17 protein-coding genes and 1 pseudogene are annotated in these 24810 nt (G+C 46.5%); 6 read left to right on the top strand and 12 right to left on the bottom strand.

Features of this window, described 5'->3' with window-relative positions:
- Window positions 1–552 precede the first annotated feature (552 nt).
- From ASG93_RS23065 to ASG93_RS23030, 8 genes and pseudogenes are all read right to left on the bottom strand, one after another.
- The gene (locus tag ASG93_RS23065; protein ID WP_056835704.1) at window positions 553–2298 is read right to left on the bottom strand and encodes a hypothetical protein; all 1746 of its coding nucleotides are present in this window, start codon (window positions 2296–2298) and stop codon (window positions 553–555) included.
- 130 nt (window positions 2299–2428) lie between these two features.
- The gene (locus ASG93_RS23060) at window positions 2429–3316 is read right to left on the bottom strand and encodes a carbohydrate ABC transporter permease (RefSeq protein WP_056835702.1); all 888 of its coding nucleotides are present in this window, start codon (window positions 3314–3316) and stop codon (window positions 2429–2431) included.
- Window positions 3317–3331: 15 nt separating this feature from the next.
- Window positions 3332–4288, bottom strand: coding sequence for an ABC transporter permease (locus tag ASG93_RS23055; RefSeq protein WP_056835700.1), 957 nt, complete (start codon window positions 4286–4288; stop codon window positions 3332–3334).
- Window positions 4289–4602: 314 nt separating this feature from the next.
- A pseudogene (locus tag ASG93_RS23050) lies at window positions 4603–7404 on the bottom strand (glycoside hydrolase family 3 C-terminal domain-containing protein).
- A gap of 5 nt (window positions 7405–7409) precedes the next feature.
- Entirely contained in the window at window positions 7410–8945 is a 1536-nt protein-coding gene (locus ASG93_RS23045; protein WP_056835698.1) for a glycoside hydrolase family 43 protein, read from the bottom strand.
- Window positions 8946–9138: 193 nt separating this feature from the next.
- Window positions 9139–9795, bottom strand: coding sequence for a glycoside hydrolase family 36 protein (locus ASG93_RS23040; protein WP_235550948.1), 657 nt, complete (start codon window positions 9793–9795; stop codon window positions 9139–9141).
- Complete coding sequence (locus ASG93_RS23035; protein ID WP_056835693.1) at window positions 9780–11597, bottom strand: TniQ family protein; 1818 nt, start codon at window positions 11595–11597, stop codon at window positions 9780–9782. Before ASG93_RS23035 ends, ASG93_RS23040 begins: the two co-directional genes overlap by 16 nt.
- A 225-nt stretch (window positions 11598–11822) precedes the next feature.
- Entirely contained in the window at window positions 11823–12101 is a 279-nt protein-coding gene (locus tag ASG93_RS23030) for a hypothetical protein (RefSeq protein WP_056835691.1), read from the bottom strand.
- 176 nt (window positions 12102–12277) lie between these two features.
- Between ASG93_RS23030 and ASG93_RS23025 the strand changes: the two genes are divergently transcribed.
- From ASG93_RS23025 to ASG93_RS23015, 3 genes are read left to right on the top strand one after another with little or no spacing between them, the layout of a single operon-like run.
- Window positions 12278–13306, top strand: a complete 1029-nt coding sequence (locus ASG93_RS23025; protein WP_056835688.1) for a substrate-binding domain-containing protein — start codon at window positions 12278–12280, stop codon at window positions 13304–13306.
- A 9-nt stretch (window positions 13307–13315) separates the two neighbouring features.
- Window positions 13316–14794 (top strand): alpha-N-arabinofuranosidase, encoded by a 1479-nt coding sequence (locus ASG93_RS23020; RefSeq protein ID WP_056835687.1) that lies wholly within the window; start codon window positions 13316–13318, stop codon window positions 14792–14794.
- Window positions 14795–14807: 13 nt separating this feature from the next.
- A complete protein-coding gene (locus tag ASG93_RS23015; protein WP_056835685.1) occupies window positions 14808–15086 on the top strand; it encodes a hypothetical protein in 279 nt (92 codons plus the stop codon).
- A 574-nt stretch (window positions 15087–15660) separates the two neighbouring features.
- On the opposite strand, the gene ASG93_RS23010 is transcribed toward ASG93_RS23015, so the two are convergent.
- A complete protein-coding gene (locus tag ASG93_RS23010; RefSeq protein ID WP_056835683.1) occupies window positions 15661–16743 on the bottom strand; it encodes a Gfo/Idh/MocA family protein in 1083 nt (360 codons plus the stop codon).
- Window positions 16744–16891: 148 nt separating this feature from the next.
- On the opposite strand from ASG93_RS23010, the gene ASG93_RS23005 reads away from it, so the two are divergent.
- Window positions 16892–17992: a MerR family transcriptional regulator gene (locus tag ASG93_RS23005; protein WP_056835681.1), complete on the top strand. Its 1101-nt coding sequence runs from the start codon at window positions 16892–16894 to the stop codon at window positions 17990–17992.
- A 34-nt stretch (window positions 17993–18026) separates the two neighbouring features.
- On the opposite strand, the gene ASG93_RS23000 is transcribed toward ASG93_RS23005, so the two are convergent.
- The 3 genes from ASG93_RS23000 to ASG93_RS22990 all read right to left on the bottom strand — a co-directional run bounded on the left by ASG93_RS23000 (window position 18027) and on the right by ASG93_RS22990 (window position 22332).
- Window positions 18027–18743 carry a response regulator transcription factor gene (locus ASG93_RS23000; protein WP_056835680.1) on the bottom strand — a complete coding sequence of 239 codons (717 nt, stop codon included), beginning with the start codon at window positions 18741–18743 and terminating at the stop codon, window positions 18027–18029.
- 96 nt (window positions 18744–18839) lie between these two features.
- On the bottom strand, window positions 18840–20636 hold the full coding sequence (gene pnpS / locus ASG93_RS22995) for a two-component system histidine kinase PnpS (protein WP_056835678.1): 1797 nt from the start codon (window positions 20634–20636) through the stop codon (window positions 18840–18842).
- A 145-nt stretch (window positions 20637–20781) separates the two neighbouring features.
- Window positions 20782–22332, bottom strand: a complete 1551-nt coding sequence (locus ASG93_RS22990) for a fumarate hydratase (RefSeq protein ID WP_056835676.1) — start codon at window positions 22330–22332, stop codon at window positions 20782–20784.
- Window positions 22333–22448: 116 nt separating this feature from the next.
- Between ASG93_RS22990 and ASG93_RS22985 the strand changes: the two genes are divergently transcribed.
- A complete protein-coding gene (locus tag ASG93_RS22985) occupies window positions 22449–23585 on the top strand; it encodes a polysaccharide deacetylase family protein (RefSeq protein ID WP_063891947.1) in 1137 nt (378 codons plus the stop codon).
- A 48-nt stretch (window positions 23586–23633) separates the two neighbouring features.
- Window positions 23634–24215: a 5'-deoxynucleotidase gene (yfbR, locus tag ASG93_RS22980; RefSeq protein WP_056835674.1), complete on the top strand. Its 582-nt coding sequence runs from the start codon at window positions 23634–23636 to the stop codon at window positions 24213–24215.
- Window positions 24216–24810 lie beyond the last annotated feature (595 nt).

Below are 24810 nucleotides of genomic sequence, written 5' to 3'. Positions count from 1 at the left end.
TGGGTTCCTCGGGCCAGCCCCTGAAAAGGGGCCCCTTTACTTGCCCTTTTTCACCGACTCACCGGTAAACGGGTCGATCAGCTCTTTCATCGTTAGCCATCCATGATCTGTAGGATGAAGTCGAAAAATCATACAGAAATATCCCTCATGCGTTAAATTCCATAATTCTGTATGAAAATTCATACACAATGGCACAAATTGAAGTAACGAGCGCAATTCTATATGATATTTCATACAGAATTGTTCTTTTCTCCGATAACTGGACCCTGCCGGCTCTGCTCTCTTCTATTCTCCTGATAACTTATCGAGGCTATTTTGGGTGAGGGAAGGATGTACCGTAAAACATAAAGCACCGACTTTATCCATGATTGATGGTAGCGGTTGGCAGACCGGCTTCCACCTTATCATTAAGTTCAAGGGATGAACACTCATAGCTATAAACTTTCTGGAACCCCCAGTCGAACTGGGGGTTTTCTTATATAACAAAAAAACCGCCCCTTTCCATACCTGAGGAGGGGCGGTTTTTTCGCAAGGACAATCATTTATATGGGATTACTTTTTCAAAGCCGCACCGACCGTTTTTTCATAATTCCCGACTTGCCACTTAATAACTTCGTCATAGCCAAGGCCTTTGGCCTTCGAGATCATTTGCTGCTTCAGAGAGTCATACTCACTATCGCTCTTCGCAAACATTATCTTCCAGGAGTATTCCTTAATGACCTTGCCTACCTCAGCTTTCTTCTGCTTGACATCGGATGATTCCGGCACCGCAGCTTGTTCGCTCAAGTACGCAGGTTGTACGGCCACTTTGTTGTTCTTGACAACGTAGTCGTGCATCGTCAGCGCACCCATCGTTTCCCGCCAGCTCTTCGTGACCGGATCCGGATTGTGGTTCAGATAGGAGGTCCACATGGTGTAATCATACGGTTCCCCGCTATTCGGATTGATCATGGACTTTGAGATCGTTGCGTTATTGATTTGGTTTGTTCCGTCCTTGAACAACCCGCCGCCGTATTCTTCAGGCATATTGACCTCGTTGACGACCGCTTTGTAACCGAAATCGGTGAGGGTCGGCTTGCCATCCTTGATATCCCAAATTAAGCCCTTCGGACCCAACATGGCTTCCTGAATGCCCTCCGGCGAGCACAGCCAGTTTATTAATTGCATTGCGCGCTCCGGATATTTGGTCTTCGCGCCAATGGTCCAATTCCATTGGCCGCCATAAGGATTAAATCCGACAGAAGCCATTTGCTCTTCGGCGAATGGCACGAACGCGAAGCCTTTGCCATCATTGGTGTGCTCCGGGCTGTTGTAGTTACCGACAAGCCAAGGGAATTGCGCGAAGAGAACTTGTCCGTCTTTGTACTTATTGAGCACATCTGGAAACTTCTGGGTCAAAGAATCCGGATCAAGCAGCCCCATCTTATTCGCCTCATAGAAGAACTTCAAGCCTCTCAGGTAGTAGCTGTTGTCGTCGAGAACACCCTGCCATTTCGCTTCATTGGCTTTCGTCATCATCAAATCAGCCGTATTGAAGCCATCCCCTTCATTATAGCCATAAAATTGGCCCATAACCTTCGAGTTCAAAGCCATATTACTGTCCCAATCAGACCACAGCGAAAACCCATACACAGGCTTTCCGGAGTCGCTCTTCGGACTGAGCTCCTGCATTTTTTTAAGGAGGGGCAGATAGTCTTCCAGCGTCTTGATTTCCGGATTCCCCAGTTTCTGGTACAAGTCCCAACGAAGCATCGGACCGAACGTCATATCGGAGCCTTCACTCGGGCCGTTGCCGCTGCCTATATTATTTCCAACTCCGTAAATCGCCGTACCGCCGCCGTATTGCTTGTTGTTGGCTTCGAGGGACTTGCCTGCATATTTCAGAATATCTTTGCCGTATTTGTCAAGCAGACCGTTTTTCTTCCAATCCAGCAGCAAACCGGCTTTGAGGGGATCATCGTAGTTGACCGCAACAGCGATGTCCCCTAAATCTCCTGCGGCCATCAACGTATTCAACTTTGACTGCCCGCCGGAGATAATGTTTAATTTGATATTAAATTTATCTTTGACCAGCTTTGCAAACCAACCCGGCTGATTCCCCTCAAAGTTGGCCAGGTTCGAGAATACATCCAGCGTGATTTCCGGTTGCTTCGCAAAATCGGTAATTGCTTCAACTGCCGCGCTGCTTGACGGGCTGCTTGACGGGCTGCCTCCCTTGGAACTGCTGCAAGCGGACGTAAGTACAAGCATGGCGCTCATCAAGACAGCTGCCGCTGTCCATGTTTTTCTTTTTGTCATGTGTCTAATACCCCTCCTTGTTATGTACCTGCCAAAACCTTCACTTTCATTGCTGCCAAGAAAATAATGCTGACGCACATTTGACATATCTACCTACAGGCTTGCATCACCTCCTTAACAGACCTTCCATTTACCCCTTCACGGCACCGACCATCATGCCCTTGACAAAGAATCGTTGGAAGAACGGATAGACAAGCAATATCGGGAGGACAACAATCATCGAAACCGTCGTCCGAATGGAAGTAGCCGTCTGCACATTGGCCATATCATTAGTGAGAGCTCCTCCGGTGGATTTCATCACATTTGCCAGCGATGTCGCAGCGTTTAAATAGCGGTACAGGAGAAATTGCAGCGTAAACAGCTTCGATTTCGTGACCAGGAACAACGTGTCCTGGAACGAGTTCCACTGGCCGATGGCCGTGAAGATGGCAATCGTTGCGAGAACAGGTACGACCAAAGGCATGACGATCTTACTGAAGATCGTGAAGATGCCGGCTCCGTCGATTTGCGCCGATTCCTGCAGAGCGATCGGCGTCGATTCGATGAACGTTTTAACAAGGATGATAAAAAACGGAGCGACAATGCCGGGTACCACATAGGCTAAGAAATTGTTGGTCATGCCGAGATTACGCATGACCAGAAACCAGGGAATCAAACCCGCATTAAAATACATCGTGACAACGAGGAATCGGTACCAGAATTTCCGCCCCCACATTTGGGGTTTCGAAAACAAGTAGCCGAGAAAACCCGATGCTGCTACGGTAAGCACCGTGCCGATCACAGTGCGGGCAACGGATATGAACGTTGCGGTGGCCAGTCCGGGAATATTGAACACTTGTGTATAGTTGGACAAATGAAATCCTTTGGGGTAGAACAAGATAAGTCCTTTACTGCTTAAGTCGTTACTGCTGATTGTATTGATAAATAAATAATAGAACGGAAAGAAGCAAGCAAAAGTAAATAAGGCAAAAAACGTATAGTTAAGCACGTCAAACATTGTAATCTTATTCTTCCACATGTCGGCTCTCCTTCCTCAGATGACGCTTTCGCCGCGAACCAGCTTGGACAGGCTGTTGGCTGCAAACAGTAAGATCAGGCTGACAATCGATTTCAGAATACTAATCGCTGTCGCGAACCCGAAGTTGGAGTTCGCCACCCCTACATTGTATACGTAGACATCAAGCACCTCGATATGACTCATGTTAATCGCGTTCATGAACATAAAATATTGCTCAAATCCACTATTGATGAAATTTCCGATCCCCAAGATGAGCAGCACGAAGTATGTCGGTATAATCCCGGGAACCGTCACATGCCACATCAACTGGTACCGGTTTGCCCCGTCCACTTTCGCCGCCTCGTACAATTCCTGATCGATTCCAGTAATCGCAGCAATGTACAAGATTGCACCCCAGCCAAGTCCTTTCCATATTCCCCACGATGTCATGGTTAGCCAAATATGGTTGCTCGATGCCAGCACATTCAGCGGCTTATCTATCAGATCCATGCTCCTGAGTAAATTGTTCAGGAAGCCGTTGTCAACAGAAAACAACATGAAGGCGAAGGAGTATACTAATACCCAACTGATAAAGTTCGGAAGCGTTGTAAGCGTCTGCACGATTCTCTTAAAAGGTGCGTTCTTTATTTCCGTCAGGAAAATCGCGAAGATGACCGGCAGAACCGATGTAAGCATGCCAAGTCCGCTCATTGCGAACGTGTTTCGTAAGACCCTGAGGATTTCTTGAATCTGTATCGGATTCGACACCATCGCCGTAAACCAGCGCAGGCCTATAAACTCGGTCTTGGAAAGCGGTATGCCGGGCCTGTAGTCGTAAAAGGCATAGATCCATCCGTACAGCGGCAAATAAGAGAACAAAAAGACAAGCGCAAGAAAAGGAAACGCCATGAGGAATAACTTATACCTGTCGTTAAACCGAAACGGCTTCTTCGCTACCGAGGTATATGTCTGATCGTACAGTTCCGCCTTCATTTTACTCCCCCGTTTGACTGATTTAGCATCTTAACAACCCCCACATTGATTTTGTTTTAATTGTAACGAAATCCTCCATAGTTGGTGCCCCTCAACTTGCAACCGCTTACTTTATGGGAGGCGAAGTTCATGGTCAATGAGTCGACCTGCATGCTAAGCCCCCTTCCCTTCTTCACTTTGCAAATAAATCCACTCACACTCCCGTTTTCTTGGTGCTATTCATCTAATGCAATAATATACCATACTAAACCACAGAACCTTGATTTTTAAGTCATAAAAGTAGCACGATTTAGACATCTTTTTTCATAATTTCTTCAATTTACGGTAAAGCGGAAGCTGCTCAAGCCGATATCCCCATTCAGGCACAGGTAGACCGAGCAGGTTGCCTGAACCACGTCCGTCTTACAGGCGAATGTCTCCCACACTTGCAACCCGCCGGTCTCAGGAATGTGACACGTTCCGAGAAGCGGGCCGTCCGCTGCATCCAGTCTGAGTTCTATTCTGCCGCCGCTCTTGGGAGACGAACAGCGGGCCTCGAAGCCGCCGATTCCGGCGCGGAAATCTACGTCATCGAAGCGCAGCCAGCCGGACCCGCCCGACAACCTGACACCATATCCTTCTTCCTTGCATTCGTCCAGATAGACGCCCTCGTAATCATCATAGTTTATCGCTTGGGTCATCTTCGTCAAATCGCGAAGAGGCACGGTATCGCCTTCAATCACCAGCTTCGTCTCCAGACGGACATCCTGGGACGAACCGCCGATTATAAACGTATAGGTGCCGGACTCAAGGCAATAAGCGTCCCTGGTCACATCCCAGAATGCCATGATCGGATGTCGGCAGCGTAAAGTTGATCATCCGCTTTTCGCAGGGAGCCAGATAGATGCGCCGGAACCCCTTCAGTTCTTTGAGCGGCCTTTGGACACGGGAGGAATCTGCCCGCACGTACAGCTGAACGACCTCGTCTCCGCCCCTGCCCCCTGTATTCTCAATCTGCACACAGACCGAGAGTTCCATTCCCGAACCGACACGTTCCAGGGTTGCTTTCAATCCATCATATCGGAAGGTTGTATAAGACAATCCATAACCGAACGGGTACAGCGGTTGGCCGTCATAATATTGATAGGTGCGCTTCCCCTTCCGAATATCATAATCCATGATATCCGGAAGCTGATCTGTGGATCGATACCAGGTCATATTCAAACGACCCGCCGGGTTATAATCGCCGAACAATACATCCGCCAAGGCGTTCCCCAGCTCTTGCCCCGCATGTGACAAATATAGGACAGCCGGAATCTTCTCTTCGACCCCATTGATGGCAAACGGATAACTTCCGATGACAACAACGATCGTGTTGGGATTCACCCGGCTTACTTCTTGTATGAGCTTCTCCTGAGAGTCGGCCAATGTTAGGTCCGGTCTGTCACTCGTCTCCCTCCCGTTGATCAGCGGGTTGTTCCCGACAACTACAACCGCAACCTCCGATGCTTCAGCTGCTGCAATCGCTTCCTGCAGCCCGTCGGTTATGACCTCCATACGGAAACAACCTGCTTCTTCGCCTGGAAGTGAAACGGGACTTCCGTTCCATGCTGTGAGCAACATCGTGCCATCCGGCCCCCCGACCGGACGAAATTCTTCTTTGACGTACCATCCGTAAACTTCATCTGCCGACGCAGTTACAGTTACGTCATCGGTCGTAACGAATTTGCCGTTGGAGAGAGCCTGGAGTGTCACACTTCCGAAGCCCCAGTCTGCCAGCTGGAACGTCTCAGCCGAGCCTGCATCCAACCGGTCCGCTTTCAATGCGCTGTTCTCCGCCGGATCCGATGAAACCCCCACATATTTTCCCGTAACGGCACGGAGGCGCACACGGTCGCTTCCGTTCACATGAACAACGGAACCCTCTTTCATTTTGGCCCGAATGCCTTGCAGCGGAGTGACTTTATATGGACAGGTGCCGGAATACCCATCGCGGAATACCACATCGCCGAGCGGTCCGATTACGGCGACCCGTTGCACGGCGTTACTGTCAAGGGGAAGCATCTGACGCTCATTCTTGAGCAGAACGATGGACTCCCGGGCCGCTTCCAGGGAAAGGGCTGCATGCTCCGGCTTGCAGACCGTGTCATCAGGCAAGCCTGCATACGGATTGCATTCGTCTGGATCGAACTCGCCAAGCAGGAACCGCACCCGGAATGTGTTGGTCAAAGCCCTGTTCAAGTCGCCCTCCTCCAACAGACCTTCGGAGAGCGCCTCCCGTATGGCCGCGCAAGTCATGTCGGTTTCGTCCGTAATACTGTCAATCCCGCTCTTGACCGACGCCGCAACGGCTTCTTTATAGGTCTCGAAATAATGGTGATCCTTCACGAGTCCGATCATGTCACCGGCATCGCTGACGATAAAGCCATCCATCTCCCACTCCCCTTTGACCACCTGATTCACATCGGGATGGAGAATGGCAGGCGTACCGTTGATGGAATTATACGCCGTCATCATGGAAAGCGCCCCTCCCTTGCGGAAGGCAGGCTCGAACGCTTTCAAATAATACTCCCTCATATTGCGCGGATCGATGCTGGCGGAGCAACGGCAACGATCCTTCTCGTTGTTGTTGCCAAGGAAATGTTTCAATGTCGCGATGGCTTTACGGTAAACGGGATGCGGCCCCTGAATTCCCTTGACGAGACCGTGGTGAGCTCGCCCGTCAAGTGCGGATCCTCACCGTACGCCTCCTCTGTCCTGCCCCACAGCGGATCCCGCTCCATATCGACGGTCGGCGCCCATAACGTCAACCCGTTGCGCGCAGGATCACGCTGATAAAATACTCTGGCCTCGTCGCCGATTGCGGATCCGATACGCTCCAACAACTCCGGGTTCCACGTACAGCCAAGACCGATCGGTTGCGGGAAGGATGTCGCCTCCCCGAGCCATGCGATCCCGTGAGCAGCTTCCGTACCATGCTTGTAAGGTTTTACCCCCAGTCGTTCAACTGCGGTTTGATATTGGGGCATGAGCCCGATTTTCTCCTCCAAGGTAAACCGGGACACGAGATCGGCGACGCGGTCTCGGATCGGTAGTTCGGGATTTTGAAACGGCAATACTTCTATATTCGTCTTCAATTTCCTCAAGCCTCCAAAAGAAATTTTTCAGCCAATGGCTCATAATCGAACCAATCAAAGTGCGCAGGCGAACCCTGCCCCGTCTCGCAGACTGCATACATTGCAATGATTACTCCCGTAAAGCCGCCTGCTACCTCTGTCGAGAGCAGATGCGTTTCGCCGGAGCCAATTTCTATGACATTCGATAGATCCTGCTGAATGGCGAAAGTAAACCATTCCGGTTGAGCCTTAATCTTCAACACGATCGGACCTGCTGCGCATTCCAGCGTGCTCTCCGTCCTCAATGATCCTACGGTTCGACGGAAGACGACCACCCTGCGTCCTTCTTTGAGCTTTATTGCCAGATCATAATGATAATTATCGTTCATAAATATGGTAATTCCGGCTTCCTCGCCTTCGATGACCGGCTCGAAATCCAATGCCGCGGCAATATTGCATGACATATGGCACAGACGACGGCCCACAAATGCGGGGGCGCCGGAGTCATTGAGCGACGTCTTGGTTCCGCGCAACACAAGATGCCCCGATTTTTCGTGCAGCGACCGGCTTGCCGGATCCGGATTCCGCAGGAACACCCATTCGAAGCCTAGCGTTGCATCCAGAAAATCATCTCTGACCCCCTTCGTCGGCCACCGGAATGAAGGCAACTGGGGCGCCTCCATGATGGCTTCCACACGTCCCCCATTGCCAATAACCGGCCAACCGTCAGCCGTCCATGACACGGGCGCCAGAAACGTCTCTCTTCCCAAATGATGCCGGTAGGGATAGGAGACTGGTCTGATGCCCAAGAAAACCGCCCACCAGCTCCCGTCATGCGCCTGTACCAGATCTGCGTGTCCGGTTGCATGGATGCTGCTGCTCAAGCTTCGGTGGGACAAGATCGGATTATGGGGACATAATTCATAAGGTCCATAGGGAGAGCTGCTTCTCGATATTGTCACCATATGGCCGTATTCTGTCCCGCCTTCGGCAATTAACAAATAGTAAAGTCCGTTGATCTTGTATAGATGGGGCGCTTCCGGATGCGCCGCCCCTGTGCCCTTCGAGATCAGACGACTCCCGGTCAGCAGGCTTCCGCTAGAAATGTCGATCTCGCATTGATAAATGCCATAGCCTTCATCGCCGGAACAAGTGGATTGAAAGTATACCCTGCCGTCCTCATCGAACAACAGGGAAGGATCGATGCCTTCCTGCGCGACAGGTATGGGCTCTGACCAAGGACCGTCCGGCTGCTTGCTGCGAACAAAGAAGTTGCCTCCCCCGCTCACATTCGTCGTCACCATATAGAACCAGCCGTCGTGATGCCGGATCGTCGGAGCGTAAATCCCTCCCGAGAGCCAACCGTTCCCTAGCGGCAACTGCTGCTCGGTGGTAAGACAATGTCCGATCTGGCGCCAATGGACAAGATCCTTGCTGTGAAAAATGGGGACGCCAGGAGAATATGCAAAAGAGCTTGTCACCAAATAATAATCATCCTTCACACGGCAGATGCTTGGGTCGGGATAAAATCCCGGAATTACCGGATTCGTATATTTTATCATACTGCACTCCCAGTCTTTTCAAAGTTCGAAGCTCTATTAATTACAGATTATATCGTATAGTTAAGTGTTCCACCTTGATTATCAGGTCATCGAATAGCACAATTTAGACATCCTAAATCCGGTGCAGTAAAACAAAAACCGCTTCATCATCGGACTGGCCGATAAGAAGCGGTTCCCCTATTATTCAAACCATTTAATGAGGTTGAGAAGTCAACAAGACAGCTGCCGCAATAAAATTCCCTTTTACGCGGATGGATAGAATATCACGCGTAATCCGGAAAGCAGTCTTATCATCGGAATACACATCCCCTATTTGAAAGCCGGATGCAGTGGGAATCCGTATTTCCACGAGGTGTGGAATCTCTCTGCGGATGCGCCTGAAGAAGTTCTGCACGGCTTCCATCTGCAGCCGCAACCCCTCACCTAGAGATTCCGCACCGTCGCAGCCGATTCCGATCGTTTCATTGTAATCCACTTTCAAATACCCGAAATCGTATTTTTTAATGAAATCGATCACTTTCTCCGACAAATATTCGATGACGAACGGATCCCGAAAGTTCCAAAACCTTCTTTGGCCCGACGTTATTGGAATTCCGTCCCTTTGCAATAAATGACGCTCCCAAGTATAAGCCTCAGCCAAAGGACCGCAGTTTTCCAGTTCAAACCATATCCCCGGAATCATTCCACAGCTTCGAATTTGTTGCACGATGGACTCGAGCCCCGAAGGAAAAAGCTCCGGTGACACGTTCCAGTCCCCCATGTTACTTTCCCAGCCCTTTCCTTTCTCGGCGTACCAACCTGCATCAATAATAAAATATGTAATTGGCTTGCCCTTCAGTTGCCGGGCAATCCTGCTAAGATTGTCGTGAGATGGCGTCCCCCATGTCGTACAAAATTCATTAATAAAAATCTTACATTAGACTGATAGCCTCTAGTAATTTCCGACAGAGATATGTATTTCCCCATAAATGATTCAAGATCATCTCTCGAAATAACTGATCTTTTACCTTTTCCTTTACAAGCTCCAGGGAGTAATCCAGCCCTTATTAATTTGTTTATTTCTTCTCTCTTTAATTTTAGAATATGAGAAACCTCATTTATCGATAGGATGCTCTTCGATTTATTCATCTCAACTGAAAAATAATTCGATATGTCTTTTTCACGAAATAAATAAGTTGTAAATCCTATCCCATCGGTCTTATCACAAGGTCTGATTTTCCCTTCTAAAATTAGTTTAACAAATTCTCCCGTTTTACATGGATACTTGGAGTTTTGTACAATCGTTCTAAACTTTAGCACTCGTTCATCTATTTCCTGATCTAATGGCACTATTTTTTGATCAATCCCAATGAGCATTCCATCAATGATCTCTTTTTCATAATGCCAGTGAGAATAACCATCTACGAGAGGTCCACGAAATGCAGTGATACATTTGTGTTCCAATAGATCAAGTAGGGTATATTCAGATATGCCTAAGTACTCCGCGGCTTGATAACTTGGTAAGGTCCCACTTAGCTTATTGACATATGAAATTAGACTCGTTTCTTCAATAAGAATTATTTTGCTACTGTTTTTTTCAATAAACTTACCCCTAATCAATCCTTGATCTATTAACCTGCAAATATTAATACCATTAATTCCATAATTTCGAAACGCTTTTGCTGCTGAAATATATTTTGAAGACTGTTTTGAAATTCTAGTAAACCTACTTACATGACCACCAGTCCAATGTTGAGTTATATAATTTTCGAATTCATTTCTCAAAAAATCGAACTGGTTCTCTTCGAAGGAACTATAAAGAACTGAATAGAAACTTCCGAAATCTTTATCAACACCTTCTTGCCTACTGGATTTCCTTTTAGATTTATAATGCTTTAAGAAATCATGAAATCTGAACGGCCATTCAGAGAACAAATTCATTATTCTAATCATTATTGGATGGATGACTTCAATTGTGAATTCATTTATAACTGCATATTTACTTTGCAGAGTGAGATTATTATCACTCTCAAGTAAAAGCATAAAAAAGAGTTTATGTAACTCAACAAAATTAAGGTGACCTAATAGTAAATGATCAGATTCAATTAAATATGCTTTTTCTATTAATAATTTACTGAGATGAACTTCATCTAAATGTGCACCCAATTCTATACCTGAATTATCAATGAAATTTGTCTTGCAATGGCGGCACTGCTCTAAATTCTCCTGAGATATCTCACTCTTACAATTTGGACAATTGTCAATTAGTAAGCATTGATGAGTAGGGCAAGTTGTTACCAATAGCAGTTCCCAGTGTTTACGGACATATTGATCTTCTTTAGTGCAAAATGGGCATATTTTTAACTTAGTATTGAAGATTCTTTTGGGAGAGATTTTGGATATTACATAGTCTTTTAGTAAGTCAGGATGGGTAGCCGTAAAAGTTAAATCAAGAAGCATTTCAACTTCTTCCCCAGTATCTTTACTTAATTGGACAAGTGAGTAACGGTTTATATTTAACATAGTAATCGATCTATCTCTCTCATCTAGTTTCCTCAAACCTAACCTGCTCATCAGCCATCCATGCCGATAACCCGTATGCTGTTTTAATCTGAAAAGAAAACTTCTCAGTCCTTCGTTGAACTTAGGTTTAGGTACATTTACAAGTTGCATATTTAACCACCTTGTTATCAGGAGAATAGTATTTACAAGAATTCCAACTAGTAGATCATTATTAATATTTTTCGAAAATCTCATACCTATTAAATCGAACCTTATATCGCTTCTCACTAAATGTGGCTTGGCCTTATTCGTTAAATTCTAGGTTCTCGGAATACCTAATGAAAAAATGTCCCGATGAAATACAATCATCGGGACATTCATAATTCATAACAATACTTAATCTACTGATTCAGTCACCTTTCCAAATAATTGTCCTTGTTCTTTTGTTACATACTGTGGTTTCACACCGCACAATCGGGAGTCAAATGTAACGTGATGGACCAATATGGCTTTTTCAGTTAGAAGAGTATTGATTATATTATTTACTATTTGTGCAGCCATTTTGTTAGTCGTTAAACGCTGTGGAGCACTCTCGATTAGCTTGCCACATCCATTGTTATTTGTCATTTTTATATCTATTTCTCCTCTAAATTTTTTGTATGCATATTGATGCATATTTATGCATCTGTTCCTCTAATCCCGATTTTTCAGTTTCCGAATTATGACACAATTTCGCTGGAATTATGACACCACACACCTTGCAAAATAAAGATGGACTAGCCCTACACCACGTGGTATCTTATTGGTATTAAATAGTTTTGAATTTGGTATTGAATGGTGGTCCTGCTTGCATGGAAAAATCTCCGCTTGTCAAAGAAAAACTGATCGAACAGCTGCGCCATCAGATTCAATCCTTACAAACCGATCAACTTGTTAAGATTCCTTCTGAGCGTGATTTGGCCGAAAGCTTTAATGCTAGCCGAGTCAGCGTACGTGCTGCGATTAAAATTCTCGTTAACGAGGGCCTATTAGTCCAACTGCGCGGCAAAGGAACTTATATTGTCCCTTCTGTCCTCTTAGATACGTTGTATGTATTGCGCTCTCGGGATATTAAAGGAAATGACCCCTTCTATACGAATTTCCTTGTTGAGATCACCAACTTGGCTGCTAAACAATCAATTAAGCTCTCGATGGTTAACCCTGAGCATCCTATGGAGTCTTCTATTCCTAGTCCGCTTGTCATTATTGGTCAGATCGATGACGAGACATTAGATAAGCTCAAGACAGCATCCGGTCAGCTATTTTCCATTCAACGTTATGCGCATCGCGATGATATCATCCAAATTTACTTTGATGACTATCGCATCGGGAGCAAAGCCGCCAAAACGCTTTACGACAATGGACATCGTACCTTCACTCTTCTTGGAGGACCTGATAAATACGACTCTTCGCGCTTAAGAAAGCAAGGATTTCTAGAGTACTGCCAGCAGCAAGGTGTCCACGTACAGGTCATTACCGAGAAAATGAATTGGGAAGGCGGGCGGCGAGCAGCCGATACTTTGCTTTCAGTCGGTCTTACAGATGCCATTTTTGCCGTCAACGATTGGATGGCTGCTGGATTTATTCAAGGCTTGCGCGAAAATGGTTATCAAGTCCCAGCGGATGTTTCCGTTATCGGATGCGATGATATCCCACTCGCTGCTCAAATTTCTCCACGACTTACGACTTTTAGTTTGGATGCTAAGCATTTAGTTGAGGAGCTGCTTTCAGCGATTCATCGGAACCTTTCCAATCAGACTGATTCTAGGGAACAAATCGTACTTTCGGCTGCTTACGTTAGTCGCGAGTCGGTTTCCAATATCAAACTTTTAAGGGAGTAGATACCTACTATGGCCAAGCTCATAATAAACGCGGATTCACCGAAAGGCACGATCGATCGTAATATTTATGGTCATTTCTCTGAACACCTGGGACGCTGTATTTATGAGGGGATCTGGGTTGGTCTGGATTCACCGATTCCGAACACGGAAGGTATGCGTAACGATGTGATCGAAGCTTTGAAAAAACTTCAAATTCCTGTTTTGCGTTGGCCGGGCGGGTGTTTTGCCGATGAATATCACTGGAAAGATGGCGTAGGTCCAGCTGAGAAACGTAAGCGGATGATTAATACGCACTGGGGCGGTGTCTTGGAAAACAACCATTTCGGGACGCATGAATTCTTGCGCTTGTGCGAGCTAATTGAAGCTGAGCCTTACATTAGCGGAAACGTTGGAAGCGGTACCGTAGCTGAAATGTCCGAATGGGTTGAGTACATGACCTTCGATGGCGAGTCACCCATGGCGAACTGGCGTCAGGAAAATGGGCGTGAAAAACCGTGGAAGCTTACCTATTTTGGCGTAGGAAATGAAAACTGGGGCTGCGGCGGTGATATGCGTCCGGAATACTACGCTGATCTTTACCGCAGATATGCGTGTTACGTGCGCAATTATGGAGACAACCGCATTTTCAAAATCGCTTGTGGGGCAAACAGTGAAGACTACAACTGGACAGAAGTATTAATGAGAGAAGCCGCCAAGCATATGGATGGTTTAAGTCTTCATTACTATACCATTCCTACTGGGAATTGGAAGGATAAAGGATCAGCTACAGACTTTGGAGAGCTAGAATGGTTCCAAACCCTTGAGAAAACCTTATTTATGGACGAACTCATCACACGCCATGATACCATCATGACCAAATATGATCCTGAGAAACGAGTTGCCCTCATTGTTGACGAATGGGGAACATGGTTCAATGTAGAACCTGGAACGAATCCTGGCTTCTTATATCAACAAAATACGATGCGTGATGCGCTTATCGCCGGAATTAATTTGAACATTTTCCATAAGCATAGTGATCGTGTTCGTATGGCAAACATTGCACAGGTCGTCAATGTCTTGCAATCTGTCATTTTAACCGAAGGCGCCGACATGCTTCTTACACCTACTTATCATGTCTTTGATATGTACAAGGTTCATCAAGGTGCTAGCCTTATTAGCACTCATGCAGAAAGCCCATCATATGAGATGGATGGTAAAAAAATCGATCAACTCAGCGTATCCGCATCCTTAGATGCAGCTAATCAACTGCATATTTCACTCTGTAATCTGCACCATTCGGACCAGCTTGAAGTAAATTGTGACGTTCGCGGACGTACGGTGGAATCAGTCGCGGGTCGTATTCTAACCTCTGACACCATTCAATCACATAACACTTTCGATGAACCTGAAACGGTAAAACTAACGGATTTTACGGGCTACAGGCTTGAAAATGATCAACTCATCGTTACGCTTCCTGCCAAATCAGTTGTCACGCTTCGTCTTTCTTAAGGACGTAACCGATATGGAAAGTAAGCAAATAGAAGCTATGCCTGCATGCAAAGGTTGTTCCGCAACGGTACATGTGACGCCTGAGGAAATCGCCAAGCTTTTCGGCGAAACGCTCAAAGTACGTAATCTTAAGCTGACTACGGAAGAAGAGTATGATCGGCGGATCGCGATATGCGATGGCTGCAAAGACTATCAATTCGGTACAACTTGCCGCTTTTGCGGTTGTCTCATGGCCATCAAGGCCAAACTAACGGCTGCCCGTTGCCCGGCTCCGCAAGGGAGCAGATGGTAACTCTTTTCATAACAAAGCTCGCTCCCCTTCTCAAAATATGAGGGGAGCGAGCTTTGTTAATTTGCGCCACGGCTGTAAAGCAATGGATTATTCTACGGCCTAAAATAACTGCGAAAGTGCAGGTATTTTGTTAAATCTCGTTTCAGAGGAAAAGCCTGCTAATATGCAGGAATTTTTAGCATTTCCATCCTGAAATAAAAAAAAACCGAAAAAGCCTGCACAATTGCAGGAATTTACGAACATGTGCTATTTAAAGAATAAAAGAATGTACAATTGCAGCTATACTAAAACCACAGTCACTCCTTCTCGTTAAAGTTCGCTCCAGCCCAATGCATTTATTCTTACTTATATGATAAATAAGGTAAAGCTCCGTTTAACCCCAAGCCCAAAATATAAATTCTGGCGTGTATAAGAAAACCTCAATTGAGTCCATTCATAGATAAGCGACCACATAGGAAAGCCCTTTTCTGGAACAGAAAACTTATGCTTTCCTATGTGGCAGCACAAAAAATCCCCATCCTCCGATAAACATATCGAAGAAGGGGATTTTTCATTTCCCAGGAAATAGTCGAAACTAGTCGAAATAAACGGCTTTCCCTGTTTTTGCTGATTCATAAATAGCTTCCAAGATTTCGGATACAACACATGCTTGCTCAGGGGTTACAACCGGATCTGTATCATTCTCGATCGCTTGAATCCATAGGCGCATTTCTAAATCCGGCGCACTTTCTGTTTCACCATCGTAGAAGGCTACGCCGCCAGCATTCAATTCAACTTCGGTCGTGTATAAACGGCTGTGCTTCTCACCATTAATGCGAAGCCCGCCTTTCATATCAGCGCCGCCTTCAGTTCCGCTAAGTGTACATTTCGCTTCATCCACTTCGAGTGTATTTAGCGCCCAGCTCGATTCAAGAATAATCGTTGCTCCATTTTTCATGGTAATCATTCCAAATGCGGAATCCTCAACGGTGAACTTGGAAGGATCCCAAGGTCCCCAAGCATTAGCTGCATTTTCTCGTTGGGATAATTTATGATAAGAAGTTCCCAGTACGACCTTAGGCTCATAGTTGTTCATCATCCACATCGTTAAATCCAGTGCATGCGTACCGATATCGATCAGCGGGCCTCCGCCTTGCTTCTCTTCATCAAGGAAAACGCCCCAAGTAGGTACCGCGCGGCGACGAATCGCATGAGCTTTAGCGAAATAAATCTCACCAAGCTCGCCTTCTGAGCATAGCTGGTGCAAATGTTGGCTATCGCCACGGAAGCGATTGTTGTAACCAACTGTCAGCTTCTTACCCGTACGCTTAGCTGCTTCCACCATACGGCGTGCATCTGCGGCTGTTTTGGCCATCGGCTTCTCTGACATAACGTGCTTGCCTGCTTCTAATGCAGCAATCGTGATTTCCGCATGCGAATCATTTGGCGTACAGACATGAACGATGTCAATGGAGCTGTCCCTCAGAACCTCGCGGTAATCTTCATATATACGAGCCTCTTCTTTGCCATACTTTGCAGCAGCTTCCTGCGCTTTTTCGGAAACGATGTCACAGAAAGCCACCATTTCTACATTCTTTAATTTGTTTAAACTTGGCATGTGCTTGCCATTGGCAATACCGCCACAACCAATAATTGCTATACGATACGTTTTTGACATGATAATCCTCCTTAAATATGTATAACCGATAGGCTTCTCACAATTGCTCATAGCTAGTACTATATAAGAGTATAACAAAAACCTACAAAAATAAAATTTCTGATCTGGCGAAAATTGTATGCAATTGTGCCATGATGGAGGACCCTACATGCTTATTAACGAAATTTCCCGCAAGCTTGGCATCACGCCCAGAGCCATTCGCTTCTACGAGCAGAAAGGGCTGTTAATGCCTGCAAAACAGAAAGAGAATGGCTATCGAACCTATACAGAACAAGATGCGTGGAGATTACAAACCATCATCTCTCTTCGGGAAGTCGGAATGAAACTTGAAGATATTCGTCTGACCTTAGCCCAAACCGATTTAAATCAACAAGAGGAAGTGCTCAGCGCCCTGCAGATGCAGCGTTCGATGCTGTTTCAACAGTGGACCGAAATAAAACAAATCATCGGAACAATGGATCAGATGATCCAAGCCGCTCAAGGAAGCAGCAAACTGCCGACTGAACTGCTTTACGAGCTAGCCCAGCAAAGCAAGGAGCTGCGTGACCTAAGGGGAAGCTGGCGCGACCATTGGGATTTCGATCGAAAGGCCCTACAGTTTGATGAGCTGCTGCAGCCTGCTTCTTCTTTTGTAGATATCACAGAAAACGGCTCGCTGAACGACATCGAAATGAACAGCCCTCCCATATATACAAGCTATGAGGCAGCTTTAGACAAAATCGCCCAGCTAATCTCCCCTGCTCATGGCCTTAAGGGGCTTGATGTAGGAACAGGCACCGGTAACTTGGCCGGCAAGCTGCAGCAAATCGGTCTCACCATGTCCGCAATCGACCAATCCAAGCAAATGCTCAAGCTTTGTGCAGCCAAATATGCGGACATCGAGCTCAAGCTTGGTAATGTACTGGCCATTCCGTTCATGGATGGCACATTTAATTATGTGGTCAGTTCGTTTGCCCTTCATCATCTGACCGAAGCACAAAGGGAGCTCGCCTGGGGTGAAATGCTGCGGGTATTGAAGCCTGGCGGAGTCATATGCTTAGCCGATTATATGATGCAAGATCGAGATGAGGCAGATGCATTTCTAGCCAACCTCATTTCGTCTAAGGCGACTAAGCTGCCTATGATGCATGAGCAGGTCGATCTCTACATGACGCTTACCCATATAACAGAATGGTTACTCTCTCATACAAACCAAGTTAAATCAGAGCCACTCAGGAACAGCATTTACGTTGTTTACGCACAAAAATGAGCCTGGGCCGCTGTTAACCAGCACCCAAGGCTCATTATTTTTTGACCATACTCGCTACTAGCTTATATCCAACGCCACGGATTGAATCGATTTGTACCGACTGTTGATTCATTTCCAGCTTCTTACGAAGCGAGCTCACATGAACATCTACCGTTCTCTGGCCGCCAATATAATCGAATCCCCAAACGATATTCATAAGATCGTCTCTGGTTACGACAACGCCTGGGCGCTGCACGAGATAAAGCAGGACCTCAAACTCCTTCGGTCTTAACGGAATGGAATCCCCATTCAGAACGACTTCATACTTCTCCGGATAAATGAACAATTCACCCGCCTGAATCACTTTCTCATTGCTCTTAAGTTTGTCCGCTGCCATGTCCTCCGATTGCGTTCTTCGCAGAACGGCAGAGACACGGGCAAGCAATTCCGCCACCCCAAAGGGCTTCGTTATATAATCATCGGCACCGTGCTTAAGACCTTGCACCACTTCATCCTCGGCATTACGTGCCGTTAAAATAATAACAGGTGTGCTGTTTCCTTTCTGCCTTAGCTTCGCAAGTACCTCGAATCCATTCAGCCCAGGCAGCATAATATCAAGAATAATTAAGTCGTAAGTCTGCTGCAACGCCTCTTGAAGCCCATCGCCGCCATGATCGATAACCTTCGTATCGTACCCGTCCTGAGATAGGTTGTACGATAGCAATCGAGCTAAAGTTGGCTCGTCTTCAATAACTAGTATTTTTTGTGCCATGGGATCCCCCGCGTTTACAGTATATTTACATTGCACAACCTCATTTTACCACATGATTGTAAAAACAATGTAAATGTTTCATCATCGCTGTGTAAATTAGTGTATAACAGGCAATTCAATCGTGAACCTCGTACCGACGCCAACCTCACTATCGACCCGAATCGTTCCTTTATGCAGCTCAACTAAATGCTTCACAATCGATAATCCTAATCCCGTTCCGCCCGAGCTTCTGGAGCGCGCTTTATCAACACGATAGAATCTCTCGAAAATGCGAGGTAAATCCTTCTTAGGTATGCCCATCCCCGTATCCGAAACTATTAACCGCAGCCGTTCATAATCTCCATCAGCATTCATATCAAGCGGTTCTACACGCACTTTTACCTTGCCGCCATCATGTGTGTAAGCAATACCATTGGAAAGCAGATTGATGATAATTTGCCGTAATCGATCTTCATCCGCCTCGATATAAATATCGTCATCGACCAGTATACTTAGTTCGATATGCTTCTTCTCCGCTTCTTTTCGTAACACACTTAACGATCTCTCTAGAAATTCAGGCAAGTAGATTGGCGAAAAATTCATCGGAATCCGCTTCGATTCAATTTTGGATAACTCCAGAATATCCCCAATCAATCGATTCAACCGCTCACTCTCATCAAAAATGATTTGTAAGAACGACACTGCCGTTTCTTTATCATTAAGCGCACCAGCCAGCAGAGTTTCGGCGAAGCCTTTAACAGCGGCAATTGGCGTCTTTAATTCATGCGATACATTCGCGACGAATTCACTGCGCATCCGCTCAAGTCTACGCACCGCTGTGATGTCGTGAATAACGATCAAAACACCTGACCATTCCTCATCTTCATGGGCAATCGGACTCAAATGAATATCGAGAATTCGCTCTTCCGGATAATAGAAAACCATCTCATCGCGAATCGGATCTTGTGACTCTATGCATTCTTGTATCAACTTTGTAAACTCATATTGCTGTTTGGCTTCATTATATTTCTTCCCTAGCAGTTCCTGTGAGGAGAAACCTAAAATGTATTCAGCAGAAGGATTTAAAAGCATAATCCGCTCATCACGGTCAATCATCATGATTCCGCTCATCATATTTTCCATAACGCCTTGAAGCCTGCGTTCATTTTCCTGAATTCGTGCCATTTGCTGCTGCAAACTTTCGGACATGCGATTAATCGCCTGCCCCAGTTGTCCAACCTCATCATTATTGTAAGCCGGAACACGAGATTGGTAGTTCATATTCGTAATTTGCTGGGCTACTTTCGTCATCTTTTCAATGGGGTGAGTAATCCCCTTCGCAATTCGGTAACTAACAATACCTGCGATCAGGAACAAAATAATCAACCCAGAAATCAAGAAATACCATAAGCTGCGGATCGAGTCCCCTACCTGTTCCAAGCTCATGGAAATACGTAAAAACCCTGTTGTCTCCCGCGCTTCATTCTTCACTGGAATAGCGGCATACAGCATATTTTCCTTCAACGTATCACTGTAACGCGTAATGTACCCAATTCCATTCGCTGCAGCCGAAGCAATCTCCGGTCGTTTCAAGTGATTGTCCATTTGTTCGGGTCTTTGATCGGAGTCACCTAGTACTTTTCCGTCCGCTCGAACATACGTCAATCTTTCATTCGTTGCTTCTTTAAGTCGTTTGGCTTGTTCAGAATAGTAAGCAATCAACTCCGTATCGGTACCTTTTCGGTTCCAATCACCCGTTGCCGTAATGACATGGAGCTCGCGTTCCATATTGTCCTGTAAAGACTTTATGTGCGAATTCTCAAGCACCTTTGCCATGAAAATGCCCGCAATCAGCATTGAACAACCAATCAATAAAATCATAATAAAAGTTAGTTTGGCACGGAATTTGGTCATCTGATACTAGCCTCCGATGTTTCAGTCTGTCCATTTCATGGGTAAAAAAAAAAGAAAAGAGCTACTCTACATAGTAACCCTTTCTTCCGTGCCTAATCCAGTATTTTTTTTGTAAAGATGAAGGTTAAGTGTACCGCTTAGAGCATTATTTGAAAACAGGCTCTTTCAAAGCTGCCAGCTTCTCAAGTGAATTCTTCTCTACATCAGCATGCAGGCTGTTGCCGTGTGAATCCATCGTAACGATAGCCGCGAATCCTTCTGTTTCTAGGTGCCACATCGCTTCCGGAATTCCGAATTCCATGTAGTCAACGCCTTCAACCTTTTTAAAGCACTGTGCGTAGTATTGCGCAGCACCACCAATAGCGTTCAAATAGACACCGCCGTGTTCTTTCAAAGCTGCTAGCGTTTTCGGTCCCATTCCGCCTTTACCGATGACTGCGCGAATGCCGAATTTCTTAATAATATCGCCTTGGTAAGGCTCCTCGCGAATGCTCGTCGTCGGTCCCGCCGCTTTAACGTGCCATTCGCCAGCTTCATCCTTACTCATCACCGGTCCGCAATGGTAAATCGCAGCCCCATTCAAATCAACCGGCGCATCATGATCCATCAAATATTTATGCAGCGCATCGCGTCCAGTGTGCATTGTACCATTAATGACAACGACATCACCGACTTTGAGACTGCGGATTTGCTCTTCCGATATTGGCGTTGTTAATACGATCTCACGACGCTCTTCTTTTGGCGTATTCTTAGCTTCTTCGCTACTAGCTTCGAAAGCCTCTTGGAAAGAAACCTCTGTCCCTCTTGGATATGACCAGCCATTGATTTCGCCAGTTTCCGCATTCAAGACCACGCCTTGACGACGGAATGCCCAACAGTTGTAGGCAACGGAAACGAAGAAGCTTGCTGGCAATCGGTTCATTACGCCAACTTTACAGCCAAGCAGTGTCACTTGACCGCCGAAGCCCATTGTTCCAATACCAAGCGTATTGGCATGCTCCATGACGTACTCTTCCACCTTGCGCAGCTCCGGGTGTGGATTGACATCGTCAACATGACGGAATAATTGGTGCTTAGCCAGCTCATACCCGCTTGTACGGTCGCCTCCAATACCTACACCGATGAAACCGGCACTGCATCCTTGACCTTGCGCTTGGTAAACCGCATGCATCACACATTTGCGAATGCCGTCAAGATCACGTCCCGCTTTGCCTACACCTTCAAGATCAGCAGGCAAGCTGTATTGAATATTTTTGTTTTCGCAGCCGCCGCCTTTTAGAATCAACTTTACTTCGATATCGTCACGTTCCCATTGCTCGAAATGAACAACCGGCGTACCAGGCCCAAGATTATCTCCGCTGTTTGCACCTGTAAGGGAGTCTACGGAGTTCGTGCGCAGCTTACTAGCTTTGGTTGCATTAGCAACCGCTTCTAAGATTTGCTTCTTCATGATAATTTGGTTTGCCCCAACCGGACAGTGTATAATAAACGTTGGCATACCCGTATCCTGACAAATTGGGGATACATTGCATTCCGCCATATGGATGTTATCCGCAATGCGAGATAGAGATAACGCAGAACGCGTGCCTTTGTCCTCATTTTCCTGAGCGGCTTGTACCGCACGGCGCACATCACCGGGAAGGTTTGTGGAAGTTTCGACAATCAAATCGTAGACGCTTTGATAAAAATGCTGCATGACTAGGTCTGGCTCCTCTCTCAAATACACACATAATAATAATTACAAACTATTATAACATACCTCCCATGAAGAGTTCGACGGTTCTTGTGAGGAAAACAAGGAGATTCGCTGACATGTACAAAAGAATCGCTATTTCGATTCTAGTTAGCCTGATTGGGCTCACCCTTTTGCTTACACCGCTGCAGGCTAAGCGCTCCGGGGATATTTACTACCAGGACCAGGTTGCTGTTCTTATGTATCATCATGTGCATGAAAAGGACACCAGTTCTAGCACGATTACAAGCTCGCTTTTTCAAAATCAGCTTCAATTGCTTCTTAGCAAAGGCTATCATTTCATTTCCTTAGAAGAATTCAAACAGTTCATGGAGGGCGCTACCGTTCCCTCCAATGCCGTGCTTGTTACGTTCGATGATGGCTATCAAAGCTTTTACACAGCGGCCTATCCGATTTTGAAAAGCTTGCGAATTCCCGCTGTGAACTTCGTGATTACCAATGACTTAACGAATCCGCTTGGATCTTACATTCCTTCCATGTCGAAGGAGCAAATCAGTGAAATGACGCATGCCACGAACTTCATCGATATTGGCTGCCATACCAACAATCTTCACCACAAGCTTCCAAGTAATGAAGCAGCGCTGGTAGGAAGATTGGATGCGGAGAGCGATGATGCCTATAAGCAGCGCATTTACAAAGATACGCAAGCTTGCATCGGCAAGCTCGCAGGCTTAACGGATGCGCCGCTCGACGCGATGGCGTACCCATTCGGCATCACGTCGCCGGCGGCGACAGAGCAGGTTGCGAAGGCGGGCATCCGCTACGCCTTCACGATTTCGCCGGAGATGGCGACGCGAAGCGCCGATCGCCTGTTGATCCCGCGGATCAACGCGGGCAGCCCCGGCATTACGCCGGAGTTGCTGCACCGATCGATCCAGCGCCGGGTCTTGGCGCAGCCGGGCAGCGCCCCGCTGCGCGTGGACGCGGCTGCTGCCGCAGCGCAGCTCGGCGGCAGCGCTGTAGCGGAAGGCGGAGCGCTTCAACTCCGCCTAGGGCAAGAGGCATTCACCTTGCAGGTGAATGCTGCTAAAGCGACGCGCGGGAATGCGCGCGTCACGCTGCGGCAGCCCGTGCTGCGCGAGCACGGGCTGGTTACGATCGCGCTTGATGATCTTGGCGCGCTGATCGGTCAACCGCTCGTCTACACCCCGGCCACCGGGAAGGTGGCTGTAAGGGTAGCGCCGAGCGTCAAATAAGCCCTTTTTTTTACATGATACAGATTAGAACAAAGAGGAGTTAACCCGATGAATCATCACTTTTTCGCTTACTTATATCGACTTAAATATATTGATCGCTGGAGTCTCATGTGGAACACACGCAGAGAAAACGTAGCTGAGCATTCTTTCTATGTCTCGACGATTGCCCATATGTTATGCACGATTGCCAACGAAGTATACGGACGCAACGTGCCAACGGATCGCGTAGTATCCATTGCATTGTTCCATGACGCTTCTGAAGTACTAACGGGGGATATCCCCCAGCCTGTGAAGCATAACAATGAGCAAATACTGCGGAACTTCCGTGAAATCGAAGATGTCGCCGTCGAACGGCTTATTCAAACCATTCCACCAGAAATCAGCGGCATCTACCGCAATTTAATTCAAGATCCTGACCCTGAGCTCTACCGCTGGGTGAAAGCCGCTGACTTGCTCGAAGCGTACATCAAATGCTTAACCGAACTCTCCACTGGCAACCGTGAATTCGTCGTTGCGAAGCAGCAAATTCTGGAAAGCTTACAGAAAATGAACATGCCTGAAGTTGACTATTTCCTCGAGCATATGAGTGCATCGTTTGAGAAAACATTAGATGAAATCATATTGGATTAAGAAAAACCGTCAGATCATCCTGACGGTCTTTTTTCGTTTTAACCCATACTTTTTGAGCAAGGGGAGAGAGGGATGTGGGGTTCCAACCGTTTTTTGAAATCGTGCTACTTTACATTTATTTAGCGGTTATAACACGATTTCAAAGGCGGCCCACCGCAAAGTGCCTTTCTACCCTCCCCTCTTTTGTTCTACAAGATGGTTTTCGCCAGGGGTCATCTTTTGAGCTATCGTGATTACCAATGTTGTACATTATGCAACATCGAAGGGATATGAGGTGGATTCTTGGCAGAATTGTTGCATTTTATACAACATCATGCGACCAAGAATGTTGATTCTACAAAAAATGCAGCAATTCTAACCAAAAGTAGCTCTACCTCCTCTAAAAAGGCATAATTACTCCAAAATAAGGTATCTTTGTTCGCGAATATAGTGGATATAAGCTGCTGATCTAGGTTGACGGGGAACGAGGAGCCTCTATTTCTGTGATTATGCCGTTACAGGGCCGGTAAGCGGAACGTGAGTGCGCTGATATGAACGAAACCTGCAACTCCTAGCACGGAGTTCCTTATTTCGGCATCACCAAAGTGAGCCTGTC

This window comes from Paenibacillus sp. Soil787, from assembly GCF_001429545.1.
Classification (GTDB): Bacteria; Bacillota; Bacilli; order Paenibacillales; family NBRC-103111; genus Paenibacillus_E.
Note: the sequence above shows the minus strand (reverse complement) of the source record. Positions and strands in the feature narration are given on the sequence as shown.